At 55.0% G+C, this 18,527-nt stretch carries 12 protein-coding genes; 3 read left to right on the forward strand and 9 right to left on the reverse strand.

From position 1 onward, the window contains the following. Window positions 1-35 precede the first annotated feature (35 nt). The 7 genes from FLQ03_RS08600 to FLQ03_RS08630 form a co-directional block, all read right to left on the reverse strand. Window positions 36-1,091 carry a hypothetical protein gene (locus FLQ03_RS08600; RefSeq protein ID WP_144374045.1) on the reverse strand — a complete coding sequence of 352 codons (1,056 nt, stop codon included), beginning with the start codon at window positions 1,089-1,091 and terminating at the stop codon, window positions 36-38. Further along, complete coding sequence (locus tag FLQ03_RS08605; RefSeq protein ID WP_144374046.1) at window positions 1,088-4,156, reverse strand: type III restriction-modification system endonuclease; 3,069 nt, start codon at window positions 4,154-4,156, stop codon at window positions 1,088-1,090. The genes FLQ03_RS08600 and FLQ03_RS08605 overlap by 4 nt, the downstream gene beginning before the upstream one ends. Before the next feature lie 10 nt (window positions 4,157-4,166). Continuing rightward, a complete protein-coding gene (locus FLQ03_RS08610; protein ID WP_144374047.1) occupies window positions 4,167-6,101 on the reverse strand; it encodes a site-specific DNA-methyltransferase in 1,935 nt (644 codons plus the stop codon). 24 nt (window positions 6,102-6,125) lie between these two features. Then, window positions 6,126-6,815 carry a DUF4391 domain-containing protein gene (locus FLQ03_RS08615; RefSeq protein WP_144374048.1) on the reverse strand — a complete coding sequence of 230 codons (690 nt, stop codon included), beginning with the start codon at window positions 6,813-6,815 and terminating at the stop codon, window positions 6,126-6,128. Continuing rightward, window positions 6,812-10,093: a helicase-related protein gene (locus FLQ03_RS08620; RefSeq protein WP_144374049.1), complete on the reverse strand. Its 3,282-nt coding sequence runs from the start codon at window positions 10,091-10,093 to the stop codon at window positions 6,812-6,814. The genes FLQ03_RS08615 and FLQ03_RS08620 overlap by 4 nt, the downstream gene beginning before the upstream one ends. Beyond that, the gene (locus FLQ03_RS08625) at window positions 10,080-10,289 is read right to left on the reverse strand and encodes a hypothetical protein (RefSeq protein WP_144374050.1); all 210 of its coding nucleotides are present in this window, start codon (window positions 10,287-10,289) and stop codon (window positions 10,080-10,082) included. The genes FLQ03_RS08620 and FLQ03_RS08625 overlap by 14 nt, the downstream gene beginning before the upstream one ends. Before the next feature lie 314 nt (window positions 10,290-10,603). Next, window positions 10,604-11,701 (reverse strand): hypothetical protein, encoded by a 1,098-nt coding sequence (locus tag FLQ03_RS08630; RefSeq protein WP_144374051.1) that lies wholly within the window; start codon window positions 11,699-11,701, stop codon window positions 10,604-10,606. A gap of 176 nt (window positions 11,702-11,877) precedes the next feature. On the opposite strand from FLQ03_RS08630, the gene FLQ03_RS08635 reads away from it, so the two are divergent. The 3 genes from FLQ03_RS08635 to istB all read left to right on the forward strand — a co-directional run bounded on the left by FLQ03_RS08635 (window position 11,878) and on the right by istB (window position 14,670). Next, a complete protein-coding gene (locus tag FLQ03_RS08635; protein WP_144374052.1) occupies window positions 11,878-12,156 on the forward strand; it encodes a hypothetical protein in 279 nt (92 codons plus the stop codon). 223 nt (window positions 12,157-12,379) lie between these two features. Next, window positions 12,380-13,930, forward strand: a complete 1,551-nt coding sequence (gene istA, locus FLQ03_RS08640) for an IS21 family transposase (RefSeq protein ID WP_144374053.1) — start codon at window positions 12,380-12,382, stop codon at window positions 13,928-13,930. Then, window positions 13,924-14,670, forward strand: coding sequence for an IS21-like element helper ATPase IstB (gene istB, locus FLQ03_RS08645; RefSeq protein WP_144374054.1), 747 nt, complete (start codon window positions 13,924-13,926; stop codon window positions 14,668-14,670). The genes istA and istB overlap by 7 nt, the downstream gene beginning before the upstream one ends. A 153-nt stretch (window positions 14,671-14,823) precedes the next feature. On the opposite strand, the gene FLQ03_RS08650 is transcribed toward istB, so the two are convergent. Beyond that, window positions 14,824-18,150: a DEAD/DEAH box helicase gene (locus FLQ03_RS08650; protein WP_144374055.1), complete on the reverse strand. Its 3,327-nt coding sequence runs from the start codon at window positions 18,148-18,150 to the stop codon at window positions 14,824-14,826. Between the two features lie 9 nt (window positions 18,151-18,159). Next, entirely contained in the window at window positions 18,160-18,351 is a 192-nt protein-coding gene (locus FLQ03_RS08655) for a hypothetical protein (RefSeq protein WP_144374056.1), read from the reverse strand. Between the last annotated feature and the right edge of the window lie 176 nt (window positions 18,352-18,527).

The following is an 18,527-nucleotide window of genomic DNA, read 5'->3' on the forward strand; positions in this document are numbered from 1 at the left end:
TACTTGGGAGGGAGGGGCTTGCTCATGCGGTCATTCTACCGGACAGGCGCAAGCCCTGATTTGTGCAACAAAGCCGAAGAGAGTCGCAGCACTTGATCCCGGAGCAACTGATTCTCAGTCTGGATCGACGCTCCACGCTCGTTTGAAGCCTTCAACTCGCTTAGTACCGCTAACTGCCATTCGTCGCCCGACTTGTTGCTGGTGCGATCTTGAATGAATGAGGCTCCGGCTAAAATAGCGGACACAACCACAGAGCCAACAGCAATCCATAGCTGAGTCTTGGTAGTTCGCTTTGCGTCCGCATCCCGTTCATCGAGCTTTTCCAGCATCATGCTCGCAGCATCCGCAAGCTCCTGGAGAGTCTTTGCCGACTTAGCAGAGGTCTCAGCAGTCAGTCTAAGCATCTCGCGGTCCTCAGTTCTTTCCCGCGCCATCCGCGCTGTGTGCTCAGCCATGTGGTTGCTGAACTCTAGCGATTTGGTCTCGAAAGCTGGGGTAATATTCTTCGAGATGGTGCTTGCCTTGGTCAGTCGTTCCAGCTGCCTCCAGCTATCGCCAAGCTCTAGGCTGCTCTTTCGTACCTGATCGAAAATGCCCTGTGTCGAGCCCCGCATCGACTCCATCATTTTGCGCGATAGCTTCCCCTGCTCCTCAATCTCATTCCGCAGAAGCTTGTCCAGGTAAGCCGTTGCTGCCTCTCCAGGCTCCCGAGCAACAGGGGATCGATCTTTTGACCCTTCTCGTGCCTCCCAGAATGCGCTCGACGAGGCATAGATCTCTGCGAGCGCGTCAACCTCGTCATCCGATAGCTGATCTACTTGCTCTGCAGTGATGGCCACGCGCTCTTTGTCGAGCGAGTAGTCTGCCGACAAGCTTGCAATACAAGGCAAGTAACATCGAATGCGCTTAGCGGATGGCAGGTCAGGCAGTTTTTCGAACGCGCCGATGTCAGATACCCGCAAACGGAACAGGAAGACCCTCCCAATTGATGTATTGGCTTCCGCAACAGGCCTCAGGAAGATGCTGAGGTCCAGCCCCTTCTTTCGGGGCTGGTCAGCATTCGGTTCTTCTTTGCCGGAGTTGTCCATCACTTCACCAGCTCCATCAGCTTGCCAAAGCTATTCACCACGTCGTATTTCACGTTTTCCGGGGCGTATTTCTTGTTGATCTCGTCGAAGAACTTACGGGCGCAACGGATCTTGGTTTTCTCGATCTCGTTGAGAACCATCGACGACATGGAGCCCTTGGTTTCCGCGACGAAATACACGTGCTTGACGGACCCTTCTTTGAAGGAAATGGCCCAGTCCGGGTTGTAGTCGCCCACTGGGGTAGGGATCAGGAAGCCACGCGGTAGCTTGGCATAAACGACCACATCGGTGCAGGTGTCCAACTCCTTCACGAACTCGCGTTCGATGTTGGAATCGGTCAGCACGTAGTCGTAGATGTGCCGCTGGAGCTTTTCACCGGCCTTGCTGAAGTCCTGCTTGGTCTGCCCAGCCGTGAAGATATCCAGATCGAACTGATCGGCCACAGGGTCGTAGGCGAGGTGCTCGATGATCACCGTCGCCTTCTGCTCGTTGATAAGCCTCACCGCTTCAGCGATGAAGTTCTCGGGATTAGTCTTGAACTGAGCAAACACGGCCACGTTGATGCCGCGCAGGATGTCCGCCACGGTACGCCGTGTGAGCTGCGTACCTTCAGCCAGCTTGCCAATCAGGTCGTACTTCACAGCAGAATGAATGGAGTGCGTGTTTTGCTCCGTCTCCGTCGCTTTCAGCACGAAGGCGTCACCGTTTTTCATGCCGTCGTACGTAACCTGTGCAGACTGCTCACCGCGCTGAATGGTGTACTGCAATGGTGTCACGCGCAGGTGCTCATCCAGAGCTTTGATTGCCTTGGCAACAAGCTCACCAGAATCGAACTGCACGCTGTAGGCCGCCTTGCGGTTGATCCTGGTCCATAGCTCTTTGAATTCCTGCTTTTCGAAGTTGGCGTTGGGTTCCAGCTTCTTCGCCTTGCGGCCATCCTCCGGCTGCATGATCTGGGCCTCGCTGAACACGCTGTTGATCAGTTGGAAAACCTGCTCAGCATGCGGCAGCAGTTCGTCCGGTAACGCTTCGAGCGTGCCTTCCTTCTTGGCCTGATGGTATTTCTCGGTGATGTTGCGCTTCTTATCTACGTAGCCGTTCTGGATCAGGTAGAACTCGATGTCAGTGGCTTGTTCGTCGGAAACCGTAACCGGGCCATCCGTGGTGTTGAGCACTTTGCCGGTGAAGTAAGCCTTATCTGCCACACGCGGACGCGCAGACAGCGATTCGCTGATGTCCCTTTGCAGTGCGGCGACGAAGTCCTTGTAGCTCTCGCTCGCTACCACGGTCAGCACGTTGACATCGTGGACGATGGAGGGGTGGTCGATCCGATCGCCATGCTGATTCACCGACAAGCGCAGACCACGCCCCACTTCCTGACGGCGGGAAATCGTGTTGTCACTATGCTTGAGAGCACAGATGACAAACACGTTCGGGTTGTCCCAGCCTTCACGCAGCGCCGAATGCGAGAAGATGAAGCGCACCGGCTCGCTCAGGGACAACAGACGCTCCTTGTCTTTCAGGATCAGGTCATAGGCATCGACATCGTCGGCCTCGGAGGCCTTCTTGCCCATCACCGGGTCAACCAGCTTCTTGGTCTTCTTGTCGATCGAGAAATAGCCGCTGTGGGTCTTCTCGACGGCAATGCCCTTGAGGTGCTTGATGTAGGGCGTTTCGTCCAGGTCCAGCACTTCGTTCAGATAGAGCTGGTATTCCTCTTCGAATACACGGGCGTACTCGCCCTTTTCATCGGAGGCGCTGTAGTCGCGGTACTTCGCCACTTCGTCGATGAAAAACAGGGTCAGTACCTTGATACCCTGTTGGAACAAGGCTTGTTCCTTATCAAAGTGCGCCTTGATCGCCTCCCGAATCTGGATACGGCGTAGAGCGGCTTCGTTCACGTCGCCGTCTGCTTCGCCTACCTGCAACTCGACACCGTTGGTGAAGCTCAAGGTGTCGGTAATGGCATTGATGTCGGACACCACGTAGCCACGGTACTGATCCAGCTCGTTCGACAACACAAAGAGGTTGTCGCCCTTGGATAGCTTCTTCACTACGGGCTTGATGATCCCACTCTCGAACTTCCGCTCGAACTCGACACGCGCCTCGGGTGGCTTTTTGGTAGAAACGTCGATGCCTTGCAGGTAGAGGTACGCATTGGTGCCGGCCAAACCCTTGACCGAGATGCCGCGTACGGCAATCTTCTTGACAAGCTTCTGGTTGTAGGCGTCCAGCGCGTCCAGGCGGTGAATCTTGTTGTGCGTGGTCTTGTGCGTCGCCGAGTAGCGCAACACCATTAATGGCTTGAAATTGACCAGTGAATCCAGCGTCTTGCCGCCTTCCATCTTCTGGGGTTCATCCAGAATGAGGATGGGACGATTGGCGCTGATCACATCGATTGGCTTGCGTGACTGGAAGTCGTCCAAGGCTTCGTAAATGCGGCGATTGTCCTTGCCTGTCGCATTGAAGGCCTGAACGTTGATCACCATCACGTTGATGCCCGCATCGGACGAAAAACTCTCCAGATGATGCAGCGCCTTGGAGTTGTAGATGAAGAAGCGTGCCTTCTTCTGGTACGTCTCCAGGAAGTGATCTGCCGTGATTTCCAGCGACTTCGCCACCCCTTCACGGATGGCGATGCTGGGCACAACAATGATGAACTTGCTCCAACCGTACTGCTTGTTTAGCTCGAAGATCGTCTTGATGTAGCAGTAGGTCTTGCCCGTGCCGGTTTCCATCTCGATGTCGAGATTGAGCTTGCTCACCTTGGTCTTGACCAGCTCGGTAGATACCGGCAGATTCTGCAAGCGCTGCACCTGCTGGATGTTGTCCAGCAGGGCAAATTCGGACAAGGTTACGTCGGCGTTGCGGAAAGCAGCCTCCTGGTCGGCGACTGCTTCCGCTTCGAGATCGAGAGCAGATTGAGGGCTCGCCGATGCCGCCTTTTTCACGCCAGGGTCCAGGCGATAGCGAACCCCGCCATGCTGTGGTGTTTGTCCCTTGAAGCAATCCACCACCGCCTGAACGGCAGCGGTTTGGTAGGGCTGCGTCTTGAATTTCAGTTTCATTGCCAACCCCTTAGATACATTTCACATCGGTGGAAGGCGAGAGCGACTTGAAAATCTGTTCGACGTTGATCTTGACGGCACTGTCCTTGAAGCCCGCATCGCGGAACACCACTCGTAGCGGTTGATACGTCGTCAGCTCCTTGACGAAGCCTTCATCGATGCCGCCATGGGCATCAAAACAGGCGACCAATGCATTGCCATCGACAAAGAAAACATCCTTGCCCTGGATGGCTTGTTTGGCAATCGGCAAAGCCAGGTCCACACCCCAATCCAACATTACTTGGAATAGAAGGTCTTCCTCAGTACGGTCTGGTTTGATGTTATCAACGAACAAGTTGAGATTATCTTTATCCAGCAAATCTGGGGCGTAGTAAACATCGGCCATATTCGAACTATCAATCTTTAGAGTTCGAAATCCGACATCACGATTCCAGTCGGGGTTTCGACCTCCATTAACCAATTCGGCTCCAGCAAGTTCAATTCTTTTTCTGCTTATATCAGCAATTGTCTTAAAACCGGCCTTGTAGGCATCAGAATCCTCACCGCACTTTTCCGGCAGTTGGATAAGTATAAAGCGCCGATTTCCGCCGTCTTCCGCATTTATTTTAAATATGGACTGCGCTGTTGTAGCTGATCCGGCAAAGAAATCAATAATAATATCTCCTTCGCCTGTTCCGACCTCAACAAACCGTCTAATCAACTCAACCGACTTCGGGAAAGGAAAATATTTTCCTTTAAATAACTGCTCAAAGTCCCCTGTGCCACGCCTGCTCGAAACTTCATTGTCCAGTAAAAGTGATCGAATCACTTTTGTCGTATGCCTTGATTTCTGAACTACTCGGTACTCACCGGATTCGCTCTTGTATCCAATGATTTCATCATTGACCCCAGCGGCGGCCTTCGTTTTTCCCCAGCGCCAGACGCGGGGAATTCCTTCTTTTTTTGATACAACAGGCCAAACCTCAACCCAACCATCTTTAGGATCTACGGATATCTCATAAAAGTCATCGGATATGTTGTTTTCTGGATTTAGGTAAAATGGGTAATACAAATTTGGACGTGTTTTTGGATTGAAAGCCACATTCCCGTTGTAGAGTGGATAAATATTGAACCCACCAAGGGCGTCCTTAAATTTGAATTCTTTGGATTCCTCTCGAAGTTGATTGGTCGTTGTCAGCGACAAATCCTTTGCATAAAAAAGTGCGTAATCATGGGTTTTGGCGATATGCCCATAATCGATTCCACTGGGGGAAGCGTTAACAACAAACATCCCTAGGAAATTGCCTTCCCCAAATATTTCATCGCAGATCTTCTTTAGATTTGAAAGCTCGTTGTCATCAATGGAAATAATTATAACTCCATCGTCTCTAAGAAGGTTTCTGGCAAGCTTTATTCTCGAATACATCATGCTCATCCAATCGGAATGAAATCTTCCGTTGGTTTGAGGGTTTGATGTTAATTTGTTTCCAAAATCATCAACTTGGTTTGAGTCAATTAAATACCCACCCAGCTCTGACGAAAAATGATCTCTATAAATAAAATCATTTCCAGTATTGTAGGGGGGGTCGATGTAAATCATTTTCACCTTGCCCAGATATGACTCTTGTAGCAACCTCAACGCGTCAAGGTTGTCACCTTCGATAAAGAGATTCTGAGTAGCGTCAAAATTTACGCTTTCAGTTCTGATGGGGCGAAGAGTCTTAGCAATCGGAGCGTTAGCAGCCAACAGTGCCTCACGCTTTCCGGGCCAGTTCAGTTGGTACCGCTCTTGCGGCCCGTCAACGATGGAGCCAGAAAGCTCCTGCCTCAGTTGGTCAAAATCCACGGCCAACTTCACGCTTCCGTCTTCAGCTTTTGCCTCGGTCACACAACCGGGGAACAGCTCACGAATGCGAGCGATGTTGTCTTGCGTGAGATTGGGTGAATGCATTTTTAGCTTTTCCATGTTCTTTTCCTCTGGCCATCGGTTTCAGTGGCTCAGTTCCTCAAGTTCGTTGTTCAGTTGGCGCAAAGTGGCATTGATCTCCACTTTGCGATTGAATTGCTTTTCCTTCGCCAGCTTGGCGCGGACTTTTTCGATTTCACGCTGCTTGGCCCTCACGCCCTCCAGGCGCTCGACCAAGGCAGAAAAGCTTTCTTGGTCGCGAGGGGCTAGCGGAATCAGCCTTTGTAGTAAGGCCTCGTAGAGCCCTGCCAAGTCCAGTACCAGCGGCATGTCGCTGCGCTCGCTGTTGGCCGGTATCCACCCCGTCGAAAAGTAATCGCTGACCACCCATTTGCTGGCGTCCACCTCGCTCGGCCGCTTGTGCGCGGCAATGACCTTGATTTTTCCATCGTGCTCCAACTCGAAGACGATGGGGAACTGCACGGCACCGTCGACGCACTTCAGTACATCGGTGGACAGTTCCGCCGTCTTCAGCGCTATGCGGAAAACCTGCACTTCCGGTACGCCCGGCTTAGCGGGTAGGTTGATGGTTTCTGGCGCAAGCTTGTACTGCCACACGATCTGCTCGACCTGTTCCACGAACAGGTCTTTCAGGCGGGTGTTTGCCCCGCTGTGCTCGTAAATCTTGTTCTTGGGCAGCACGCGTCCGAATGCTGCCTGCTTGGGATAGTTGATCAAGGCTGAGTGCTTGGCCAAAGTCGCAGCTCCACTCATTCGGCCTCCTGAATCACAAGGAAGGTGATGAGTTCGAAATCATCCAGGCCGCTGATGGTGTTGGTCAGTGCCGTGGTCTTGCCCCCACTGAACAGGCTATCCAAGTCTTTTTCTTCCTTCACCTCGATCATGGAGCGAATTGTCTTGCTCAGCAGCTCGGAGTAGAGCTGCATGTTCCTGCCGTCGCTCGTCTCCTTGTTGAAGGATTGGCAGGCCATGGAGATGGGCCCGGAGCGGCCCTTGCAGCCGCTGCGCACGAGGTCCAGCAGGCGCTTGACCTCGGTGTGATCGTTGATCACCTCGCCGTCGCGCCCGATGTAGACGAGGTAGTACGGGTGCAGCCGGTTGTGCTGGTTGACGTTCACCTCGGGGTTACGATTGCGCAAGGTGAAGATCACACCCGGCTCCAGGCCCAAGCCGGGATTGGCTGGGACCACGGCATGCATACCGTTAGGCACATGGCTGGGCTCGCCATATGCCTTCACATAGTTGAGCAAATCCATGCGGAAGTCGTTGAGCCCGAGGTCGGTGATCGACACGCCAGTTTTCAAGTCTTCCAGCTCGATCACTTCTTCCTGTAGGCGGCGCAGCTGTTCCTTACGGTAGGTGACATCGTTGGCCTGCGCGGAAAGCACGTTGTCGTCGCCGGTGGCTGTCACGTCGGCGATCATCATTCGGCTCTCAACTCGCTCTTTCAGGTTGATGTATTCGTCAAGCGAGATGTCGGGCCAGTAGTTCACCAGCTGGATACTGGCGTTGGGAGAGCCAATGCGGTCAACACGCCCGAAACGCTGAATGATACGGACCGGGTTCCAGTGGATGTCGTAGTTGATCAGGTAATCGCAATCCTGAAGGTTCTGGCCTTCGGATATGCAGTCCGTGCCGATCAGCAAGTCGATCTCAGCGGGCTCTTGCGGCAGCACTTGTGCCTTCGATTTAGAGCGGGGCGAGAACAGGGTCAGCAGTTCCTGGAAGTCGTAGCTCTTCTTGAGCGTGGACTTGGGCGAGCCAGTACCCGTCACCTTGGCGCTATGGAGTTGCTGCTGTGCCAGCAACTCCGGCGCAAGGTTGGCGTAGAGGTAATCGGCGGTATCGGCGAAAGCCGTAAAGATGATGATCTTCTTGTTGCCAGGGTTGATCGGGTTGGCGATCTTGTCCAGCACTTGCTCTTTCAGATGCTGCAGCTTGGCGTCGTCCTCGGGGGTGATCTTGTCCATCGAGGCAAGCAGGGCATCGATGATCTCCAGATCAACGCTCAGGTCATGCTCCCAAGAGGGCAAGTCCATGTCGGCCAAGCTGATCTTGACCTTGCCGCCAATCTCGCCACCGTTCAGCATAGACAGATCGTCGTCTTCGGCATCCAGGCTTTCCAGGACTTCGGAGAGGTCCGCGATATCGGTGCCACCGCCACCTTCGTTGAAGCGGCGGATGGTCGCCAGCGTGTTGGCGTGATTGCCACGCAGGGAGCGCAAAGTCAGCCGGAACGATTCGATGGAGCTTTCCAGGCGTTTGAGCAGGTTCGTTGTCATCAGGGCCTGCAGGCCCTTCTCTCGACCATACAGGCTGAGGTTTTCCTTCTTGTCGCCCGATTGGGCGTTGTAGAGGTCAACGTACTTCTTGACCCGGCTTTGAAGGATGTAGGCCGCTGGGGTGTAAACGCAGAGCTTGAGCAACGACAGTTGCTCGAAAATCTCGTTGAAGCCCATCACGTCCGAGCGCGAAGTCAGCGGGCAATGGAAGGAAAGCGGCTTGCGACGCTCCGGGAATTGGCCGATGTCCTTCGTGTCGTAGAAGGTCTGGATATGCTTGCGGGAGCGAGCGATGGTCACACTGTCCAGCAGCTCGAAGAAATCAAAATCCAGCGAATCCAGGATAGCGCGAGCGGTGCGCTCCTCTGGCGGCAGCTTCGACCATACGGTGAAGGCAGCCTGTGCGCTCCGGAAAATCTCTTCCACGCTCTTGCTGATTTTGAGCTTCTTGCTGAGGTTTTCCGAATCACCTTCGTAGGCCAAAGCCAGCTGGTTGCGCAGATCGGCAAAGCGGTTGTTGACAGGGGTCGCCGAGAGCATCAGCACTTTGGTCTTCACGCCCTCCCTGATGACCTTGTTCATCAGCTTCTGGTAGCGCGTCTCCTTGTCCTTGTAGGCATCGTTGTTGCGGAAATTGTGCGATTCATCGATGACCACGAGGTCGTAGTTGCCCCAGTTGATGCGGTTCAGCGGTGTGCCAAACGACTCACCGCTGGTGCGGCTGAGGTCGGTATGGCACAGCACGTCGTAATTGAACCGATCCTTCGCGAAGATATTGGTCTTCAAGTTTCGGTTGTAGTTGAGCCAGTTGTCCGCCAGCTTCTTCGGGCAAAGGACCAGCACTGAACGGTTGCGCAGCTCGTAATACTTGATCACAGCCAGTGCAGTAAAAGTTTTGCCCAAGCCGACGCTGTCGGCCAGAATGCAACCGCTGTAGGTTTCCAGCTTGTTGATGATGCCGGTGGCGGCATCTTTCTGGTAGTTGAATAGCTTCTGCCAGATCAGGGTGTCTTGGTACCCGGTGCGATCATTGGGCAGTACGTCCTCGTCGATGTCGTCCAGGAACTCGCTGAAGATGTTGTAGAGCATCATGAAGTAGATGCTTTCGGGCGAGTTTTCCTGATAGACAGAGGCGATGTGATCGCAGATTTGCTGCGTCACATCTTCCAGCTTGTCGGGGTCGTTCCAGATTTGGTCGAACAGGCTGAGATAAGTGGCCGCAAAGGTCGGCTCGTTCATCTTGTTGACGAGGTTCGACACGGCGTTGCCTTGCTGGTAACCCAGATCGACTGCCGTAAAGCCATGCAGCGGCATGTAGGCGGTGTCGCCAGTGTCGCGAGCCCGTGCCTGCACACAAGCAAATTGCTGCATTGGGGCTTTGGTCCGGTTGCTCTTGAACCGGGCTTTGCGTCGCATCCAGTCGGCGCACTCTTTGGCAATCGCGCGCTGAGTCAGCTTGTTGCGCAACTGGATTTCAAACTCACTACCGTACAGGCTGCGCTCTCGATCCACCTTGGGGATATGGAACTCCCGTCGCTCCTTGCGGATTTTGTCAGTCACTTCATTGGCAACGAAGGTTGGGGAGGTGAAGATGAAATTCAGCTCCTCAATCTTCTCCAGTTCCGCCTTCAGGGCTTCGAAGGCGTACATCGAAAAGCAGGAGGCGGCAATCTTCAATCGCGCCCCCGGTTTTAGCGTTTGCTTCAGGTCGTCCCCGAGAAGGCGACTGATGTTGTCAATGAGTTCCATCGCTTCCCTTCTTCTTTTTCGTCCCTTCCGTGGACTGCTCGTCCGCCTTCAGGCCGTGCTCTTGCGCGTAGTTCAGGATCAGCACTTCCACCATCGAAGCGATGGAGCGGCGTTCTTTTTCAGCAGCCATGCGCAGTAGCTGCTTGATGTCTGCCGACGTGCGGATGGACAGGGTTTCGTCCTTTGGGCGCTTCATGACGCAGTCCTAGATTCGTTGTCCTGCAAATGTACTGCGTTTTACTGGGGCTGAACAGAAGAAAAGTCCCCTTTCAACCCAAAACAGGTGAGGGGGCAGAGGGGGCATCTCCGAAATTCTGAGTCTGCTAGCCTTTGTTCATTTCCATGTGAATAGGCAGCTTTGGCCAAGCTCCGGATATTTCCCGAATGCAGGTTAAAATTGAGCCCTATCCACACAAGGGTCTAGAAATGGTCAGACTGCCACCTGCATAGGTGCCAGCGTCACTGGAAGCAGCAGGAGGGGTAACGGCAACTGAGAGATTGCCTTCCCACTTAGGCCGGAGGCCACTGCCCATATTCAAAGATGGCACAGGTGCCTGTAAAGCTTGAGGTATCTCGCAGCAATGGCCAGCCAAGACTACTGGCGCGAACTCGCTCACGATACAAATACCTTCCGGGTACTTCTGCTTCCTCTGGGGGGAACTTGCCTTGTACTCCTTTGAAAATACAATCCCATCCCCAAGCCCAGTAGCGCCGATCCGTTTCCCAAGAGGCCCACTCACTCAGGGTAGGAGGTCCAGCCTCCCACGCAGGGAGGCAAAAAGGTCGCATGGCAAACATAACGTCGAAGCCTTTGTTGCCTGCAAGTAGCTTTAGCATTTGGCCAACGTGCTCTCGCCAGCGTGGTGTTTTGATTGGATCATCGGCAGGATGGGCCATGTGGTGCAATGCCAAGAGGCTGATTTTAAAAGACTTGGCATCTACCCCAAAGTGCCCACCTGGCCATGGCGTGAGGTCGAATATTCTGGCGGTGAACAATAACAGCAGTTCGGCGCCCAAATTACGCTTATGGAAATCCAGGCCGACTATCAACAGCAGGTGGTAGATCATTCCCGCAATCTCGTGCATCTGCTCAGCATTATCTTGCCGATCCGCCTCGATCCAGTACAGCACCAGCGCAGCCAAGGCATCCAGATCGCCACGGCGTAACAGCCTATTTCCCTGACGACGATTGAAGGGGGCCAACTCACGTGGCGCACCAAAATAGTCATGCCGGGCCTGCAGCATGATGGATTGAACACCAGGATCTAACCGACCTATCCAGTCTGCCATCGATGCCGTTTTTCTCCCCATTGTCTTCAGGATTGCCCACAACGGATGGTTGAGCTCACGAGCCGACCCTGCTGCGTGGCCGTCAACCTTTCGTACCAGTCGAATCTGAGGGGTGTTTTCTCCGGCGCCGTAACGATTCCATTTGCTGGGGTAAACCGTACGCTGGTGCTGTCGCCGGAAATGCTCCGGCTCTAAGAGCTTCTCAAGCTGGTATGCCGTTTGGCAATCCAGTGCCTTGAGAACCCCCTGAAACCAGTAGCGGACACGCAAGACATCGACTGGATGACGGTTGGGGTTCTTCGATTCGAGGAGTGTCATGGTGGCGATGGCGTTTCGCACGCCGATGCGAAATTGGCAATTTATGGAAAAATATTATTAAAAATCAATTATTTATAAAAAATAAATACAGTCAGAATTGAGCAAAATTCTATGGGATAGCCACCACGCTGTCACCTGGTTAGGCTATGTACCATGAACGTAACAGGCCGTAACCCATGCTTTCCCTGAGTAACCTGACTGCTGAATTGGAAAACGAGCTGATGGACCGATACGGCCTGATGCTGCCAAGCCGTGTGCTTTGGAAGGTACTCGGCTACTCATCACCTGCTGCCTGGCGCCAGTCGATCAGCCGACGCACAGTACCGGTACCGATTTTCCCTTTGGAAGGCCGCAGCGGCTATTTCGCCTTGTCGCGCGACGTGGCGGCATGGATGGCAGAGCAACGAATGAGGGCGTTGGAGAAGATGGACAACAAAGGAGAGACATCATGCTGATGAAATAAGCAGGACACTTAATTCATAGCAGGCTGTTAGAAAGACAAAAGCCCGGGGTTGCCGCCCCAGGCTTCTGCTGAATCTCGTCAAGAAATGCCCCCTGACGGAATCATTGTCGATCTGACGCACGATGGCGTCAAGCCATCCCCCTGCATTTCTTTCAATGCAATTTGCCCATCGCGACGAGCGAGGGGGTCGCTCGTCCATGGTGTCTGGATAGACAATGAAGTTACCGATAGAAACGCTGCGCCAAGTGCTCCGCTTGGCGTGTGATATGAATTACTCCAACCGGGCGGTTGGACGGCTGTCCGGCGTAGCGCCCAATACGGTGAGAGCCGTTCGTGACTTGTTACGTCTGGGACAGTACGGCTGGGATGATCTGAAAAATCTGGACAACGACGGGTTGCGCCAAGCGCTGCTCGGCCCGGTACAGCAGCCGCCATCACGAAAACCGCAACCTGACTGGCTTATGGTACATGCGGAACTGCAAAAGCGTGACGTTACGCTGGAACTACTCTGGGACGAGTATCGAGCCGTCACGCCAGAAGGTATTTCCTATGCCCAATTCACGCGTGCATACCGAAAATGGCGCAAGGCCTGCAAGCTCAGCCTGCGATACGTGTATCACCCCGGCGAGATGCTGTTCGTGGATTTTTGCGGCAAGACCATGCCAATACGGGATCGTGACACAGGAGAAATCCGGAAGGTTCAGATCTTCGTCGGGACACTGGGCGCATCCGGCTATCTGTTTGCCACCGCGGTCGAAACACAAACCATCGAAGATTGGTTAAAGGCACATGTTCGTATGCTGGAGCACATTGGTGGTGTGCCACGCTTCATCGTGCCGGATAACCTGAAATCAGCGGTCACAAAGCATACGCGTTCTACAATTGTGCTCAATCCGGCATATCAGGAACTGGCGGAACACTATGGCTTCGTGATTCTGCCTGCACGGCCGCGACAACCCAAGGATAAAGCGTTGGCCGAGGTCGGCGTTCAGATCGTCCAGCGCTGGGTATTGGCGCGTTTGCGTCATCAAGTATTCTTTAGCCTGGACGAATTGAACCATGTGCTGGATTACTGGATGCGCCAGCTGAACCACAAAACTACCCGCACCTATCCGCAAAGCCGTATGTCACGCCTGGCTGAACTCGATACGCCGGCATTGGCACCACTGCGCGATGATCGCTACCCCTACAGCCAATGGCGATATCGGGTTCGTGTCGATGAGCGTTACCACGTGCGGTTTGTTGATCATTACTACTCGGTGCCGTACACCCTTGCTCACCAGTTGGTTGACCTGCGTGCCAGCAATGAGCGATTGGACATTTACTGCCAGCGCCGACGGGTGGCCAGCCATGAGATCAAACCTGGTGCCGGCATCAGTACCGATCCTGCACATCAGCCGCCACACCACCGTCATCATGTTGGCGATTCTCCTGATGCATTACGCGCTTGGGCCAAGGATATCGGCCCAGCAACGCTGCAACTGGTACAGCGCAACCTGGAAGAGCGCCGTGACTTTGCCAACGGTCTCAAAGGGGTACGGGCCTTGCGGCGCGATGTGCGTCGTGAGGGATGGCAGGAGCGTCTTGAACAGGCGTGCAGCTATGCACTTGCCCGCAACATCCTGACCTATGACCGACTGCGCTCAATTCTGAGACACGAACCCTACCGGCGAGACAAAGCATCATCAGCCATCACGCCGCACCACGAAAATCTACGTGGCGCATCCTATTTCGCTGCTCAGCCAGAAGGGGAAAAAGCATGCTGAGCCTGACAACTACAACCCAAAAACTGATTGAGCTTGGTTTGCATGGCATGGCTACCGCTCTGGTAAAACAGCAGGGTGAGCCAGGGAGTACCACGATGCCATTTGAGCAACGTCTGGGTCTCCTGCTGGATGAAGAATTGGTCAGTAGGGACAATCGCCGTATCAGCCGGCTGTTGAAGCAAGCGAAGCTCCGCTACAACCAAGCCGTGCTTGAAGATGTGGATTACCGCAGCAGTCGTGGCTTGGACCGTTTGCAGATTCAGACTCTGGCCGGTGGCGAGTGGATGCGTCAAAAGCAGAACCTGATTCTGACCGGTCCGACCGGGACAGGGAAAAGCTGGCTGGCGTGCGCGTTTGGTCAGCAAGCCTGCCGGCAAGGCATTGCGACCTACTACACCACGGCCACACGCTTATTTGAGGATCTGAGCGTCAGCCAAGCAGATGGCACGCTCCCAAGAAAACGGCGTCAGCTTTCTCGTATGCCGCTTCTGATTATTGATGACTTGGGGATTGGGGGCATCGACGTTCAACTCGGTCCGGTCCTGCTGGACATCCTGGATCAGCAGTCGATGGAAGGGGCCTTGATCATCACTAGCCAGTACCCTCCAGAGAAATGGTACGACCTGTTCGGTGATCCTACCGTGGCAGATGCCATCCTTGACAGGGTCGTACATCGCGCCCATGCGATTAGCTTAAAGGGCGAGTCGATGCGTAAGCTGAAGGCCAAAAAGATCAGTTAGTAACTATAGCTACTTGCGCACTCCAAAACGGGTGCGCAAGTGCTGTGCGAGGTGGTGCGCAAGTCCACTGCAACTGTCCGATCATGTTCCATGCAACTTGGTGATCAGAGGAGAGAGTTTTCGCACAAGACTACGCACGCGGCAAAGGGCGGCTCACATTTGGTCGTAGTCCTCGGTATTACGCTTGACTCGCTCGAACAGCTCTTTCCAGGTCTCTCCAGGCACCTTGGGATCCATCCACCAATCCATCATGTCCCATTGGCGATGAACACTAACGCGCGAGGCTGTTCTGCCGCGAATCTTCGCCAGCGCAAGCTTCTCAACGGTGTCGTAACCCTCACGGACACAGCTTCCAAGCTTCTCGAGTTCGACCGAGGCAAGCTCATCCAGGACCAACGACAGCTCTTCCGCCGCCAGGTATCGGCGCACAAGCTCAGGGAGGGAGAAGATGTAAGCGAGTTCCGGGAGGACCCGCAGAACAAAGCGTCGAGCTTGCTCGCAGTACTTCGGATGTTTAGTTGTGGGCTTCAGCTTCTGAATTTCCGCCAGTGTCTGACCACTGATCCACGCCTTCAGCGCTGCAAGCACGACGTCAATGGCGGACTTACCTCGCTCCTCGTCATCTTCAAGCAACTTGAACGGCTCGCCCATGTAGCCGTCCAAGCTCTCACGCCGGGTCATCTGCGAGATGAGGACAGGCCGCTCGGCAAGCCACGTCGCCGTCCATGTGAACCAATCCTGCATCGTGCGCCCGATAGGAGGCAACGTCTCAAGGCGGACCTTCAGCTCGCGCAATACGCCCGACGGTGCGCCATAATTGGCAGCCATCTTGTCGGCCCAATCGGGCTCCTTATCCAGCTCTTGAAGCTTCCTGCGGGCGGCCAGTGCATGGTTAATGCGGTCTTTCAGCTGGTCTTCCTGGGCGCGCCTTCTCAGCTTGAAGGCAGCGAACGACTTCTTCAATAACGTCTCGGCCGAGCCATCGACGTCTGCAGCATGTGACGAGATGGGAAGCCGGCGCAGAAGGTAGTCCGCATCGCCTCCTGCATGCACACCATACTCTTGGATGCGATCCAAGATGGCCTCCAGCGGGTCTTCGATGGCCAAGCACTGGTCACTCTGCGAGAAGATGCTTTGAAGGTCCCTCCAGTGCTTACCAATACGATTATTGGAATCGTCGATGTCCACAATCTTGCTGGGAATGACAAGCACTAGACCGTACGAGCTTTGTCCTGCCCGCCCAGCGCGACCAGCAGCGTTGAGCAGATCGTGCGCCTTCATCTGAGCGAGCTGCTTGTTCTCCTCATCAAACTTGCTGTCGCCAGCGATGATGACCACGTGGCTCGGCAGGTTCATTCCCTGTGCCAGCGTCGACGTGGCCACCAGCACGGACACGCCGTCCGGACGCCTGAAGAGCGATTCGTGCATTTGCCGCTCGGTCGGCAAGAGAAGCCCATGATGGCAGAGACTTGGCCACCGCGCGAACTTCCCTTTGACGACGTCGATGTAGAGTGCCGACTCGTCGCCCAGCTCATCGAGTGTCAGGTTGTACAGATGCTGCTCATCTTCCGTGAGGGCGATGTTTGCCTCCCCAAGATGCTCGCCCGCAGCCTCCTTAGCGCTCATGGCGTATGGGATGGTCTGCGCAAAGATGAGCGATTTGATACCCTCGTTACGGGATGCGAGTGACGCAAGCTCAGCAGCTACGTTGTTCACATTCGGCGTGAGTTTCCATGTCGTCGCATTCACCGAAAGGAGCATCTCGTTTTCGGAGAGTGGCAGCAGCGCGTAGTCATCTCGGAGTATCGAGTCCCATCGGAACTTCAGCCCAAGAAGCCCCAGCGGCCGTGCCTTGAGTTCACGTTTCAGCGCGGCTGGCGGTCCGGGCTTACGCTTGCCGGCAGCCAACAATTCTTGGCGCGTCTCCACCAGTCTGTCTCGCAGGTTGGAGATTTGGTCGCTCGGAAAGACCACGGAGCCACGCACCTGCCGCGTCGGCTTCCACGCCATGTTTAGCGGCAAACACTTGCGACCGGTGAGTTCAGCCAACCAAGCCGCGACCTCCTCGGTGTTACTCATCATGGCCGAGAGCAACAAGTAGTCCGCCCCAGGTGCATGCGTGGTGAGATTCAGGATGCAGAGCATCGCATCTACGGCGCGCCGGCAACGGTCGTTCACGCCCGCGTGCAACAGGTGACACTCGTCGAATACGAGCAGGCCAACATCCTTGAAGAGCTCCGGCTGAAACCCCATCAACGCCAAGCAGCGCTCGGGAGTCATCACCGACATCGGCGGCAGTCTAGTGCCCAGGTCAAAGTCGAACGGGTTGTCATTTGCCCGTTCACGACTCAGCCGCGCATCAGGGAAGGCCTTCAGGAGCGCACGCGCGGTCTGGTCGACTAGCGCCAGCGTGGGTGCCAGAAAGATAGTGTCCTTCCCTTGACACAGGTTCGAAAGAATCTTGAGCTCGGACAGTGTCGACTTCCCCGCCCCAGTGGGAAAGCTGATAGCAGCTGAGACCCCAGGGGTCAAATAGCCCTGCGCCACAGCATCCCGGTGATTTGCCCAAAGGTACGGCCGAGTCTTCGCAATAAGTGCCAGGCCCGAAATCCAAAGGGATGCTCCAACCCCAGTCGGCACTGGTAGGCAGGCCAAGCTATCGGATGGTAGCTCACGGCCCACGGCTTTCAACAAAGACGCTAGGTGGCGAGGCCCAGGGAAGGCGCTGTTGCCAGGTCTGCCTAGAAATTGCACGACCGGCTGCGTGGACATGGCTTCAATACGCTCCAGTTCGGGTAGTGACGGCTCATAGCCCGGACGTCCGAGCACCTCAGCAGCGATGCTTCGAACGCAACGTTGCAGCATCAGATACAGTGCACTCGCTCCGACTTCGGCCATCGTTGACTCGCCATCCAGCGATAGCGCTTCCGGCATGGTCGAGTCAGCGAGCAGTGCGTCAAGGTCGCCGGTCGCCAACCGCTTGATGTCCTGCAAGAGTCGATCCTCCACCCCTGGCAAGCCATCAGAAAGCTGAATCTGGCGCGACATCTCCGCGGCGTCGGGACTAGCGCCCGCGGCTAGGAACAGGAGTGTCGCGGAGACCTCTGGTGCAATCCCTCCGACAGTGAGCAGACCGGGTGCATCCCGATCTGCCGGACGCACAAGTCGTTGCGCCTGCAGGGTCACATAGTGCGCTGTCGCCGCGAGAAAGGCTGCACCACGCCGCCGAGGGCCTTCAGGATTCACGGAGGCAATGGCCTCTTGAGTGAACGCAATCTTTCTGAGCCGCTCAAGTTCGGGCTGTAGGCTTTCCAGCAGGCCTACAGCATTAGAGGTACCATCGGCCATCTTTCGGAGACGCAGCCGTACTGCAACTATTTCGGCGTAGGCTTTAGTCAGAGCCTTGGGTAGGGAGTTGGAATCAAGGCCGGACAGTTCCGGTGCGGAGCGAAGTAGCTCCGATGTTGGATCATCGAACACGTGTCACTCTCAGTCTGTTGTTGCCAAAGCCTCGGCCTTCTTGATGGACATCTGCGCCAAGTCATCCATCCATTTGCGAAGGTCTAGCACTTCAAAGACTTCTGCTCGCCGACGTTCCACCCCGCCTGGAACAGCCTTCTCATACCCCTTGAACAGCATGGCCTGAGACTGGTCTGTGCTCTGCGTGTCAGTGATGCTCAAGCGGTAGCGACGGACCTGCTTCCACATAATGTCAGCGACCGCCTGCTGCGGGTCCGAGTGCCCGGCTCCCTTGAGAAGGGAGGTTACTTCAGCCGCGACAAGGTGAATCGCCCTCACTTTCCTAGATACCTCGTGAGCCTCACACTAGGCCCTACAAGGAGGTGTCATGAGCAAGC

The organism is Vogesella urethralis (assembly GCF_007644045.2).
Taxonomy (GTDB): domain Bacteria; phylum Pseudomonadota; class Gammaproteobacteria; order Burkholderiales; family Chromobacteriaceae; genus Vogesella; species Vogesella urethralis.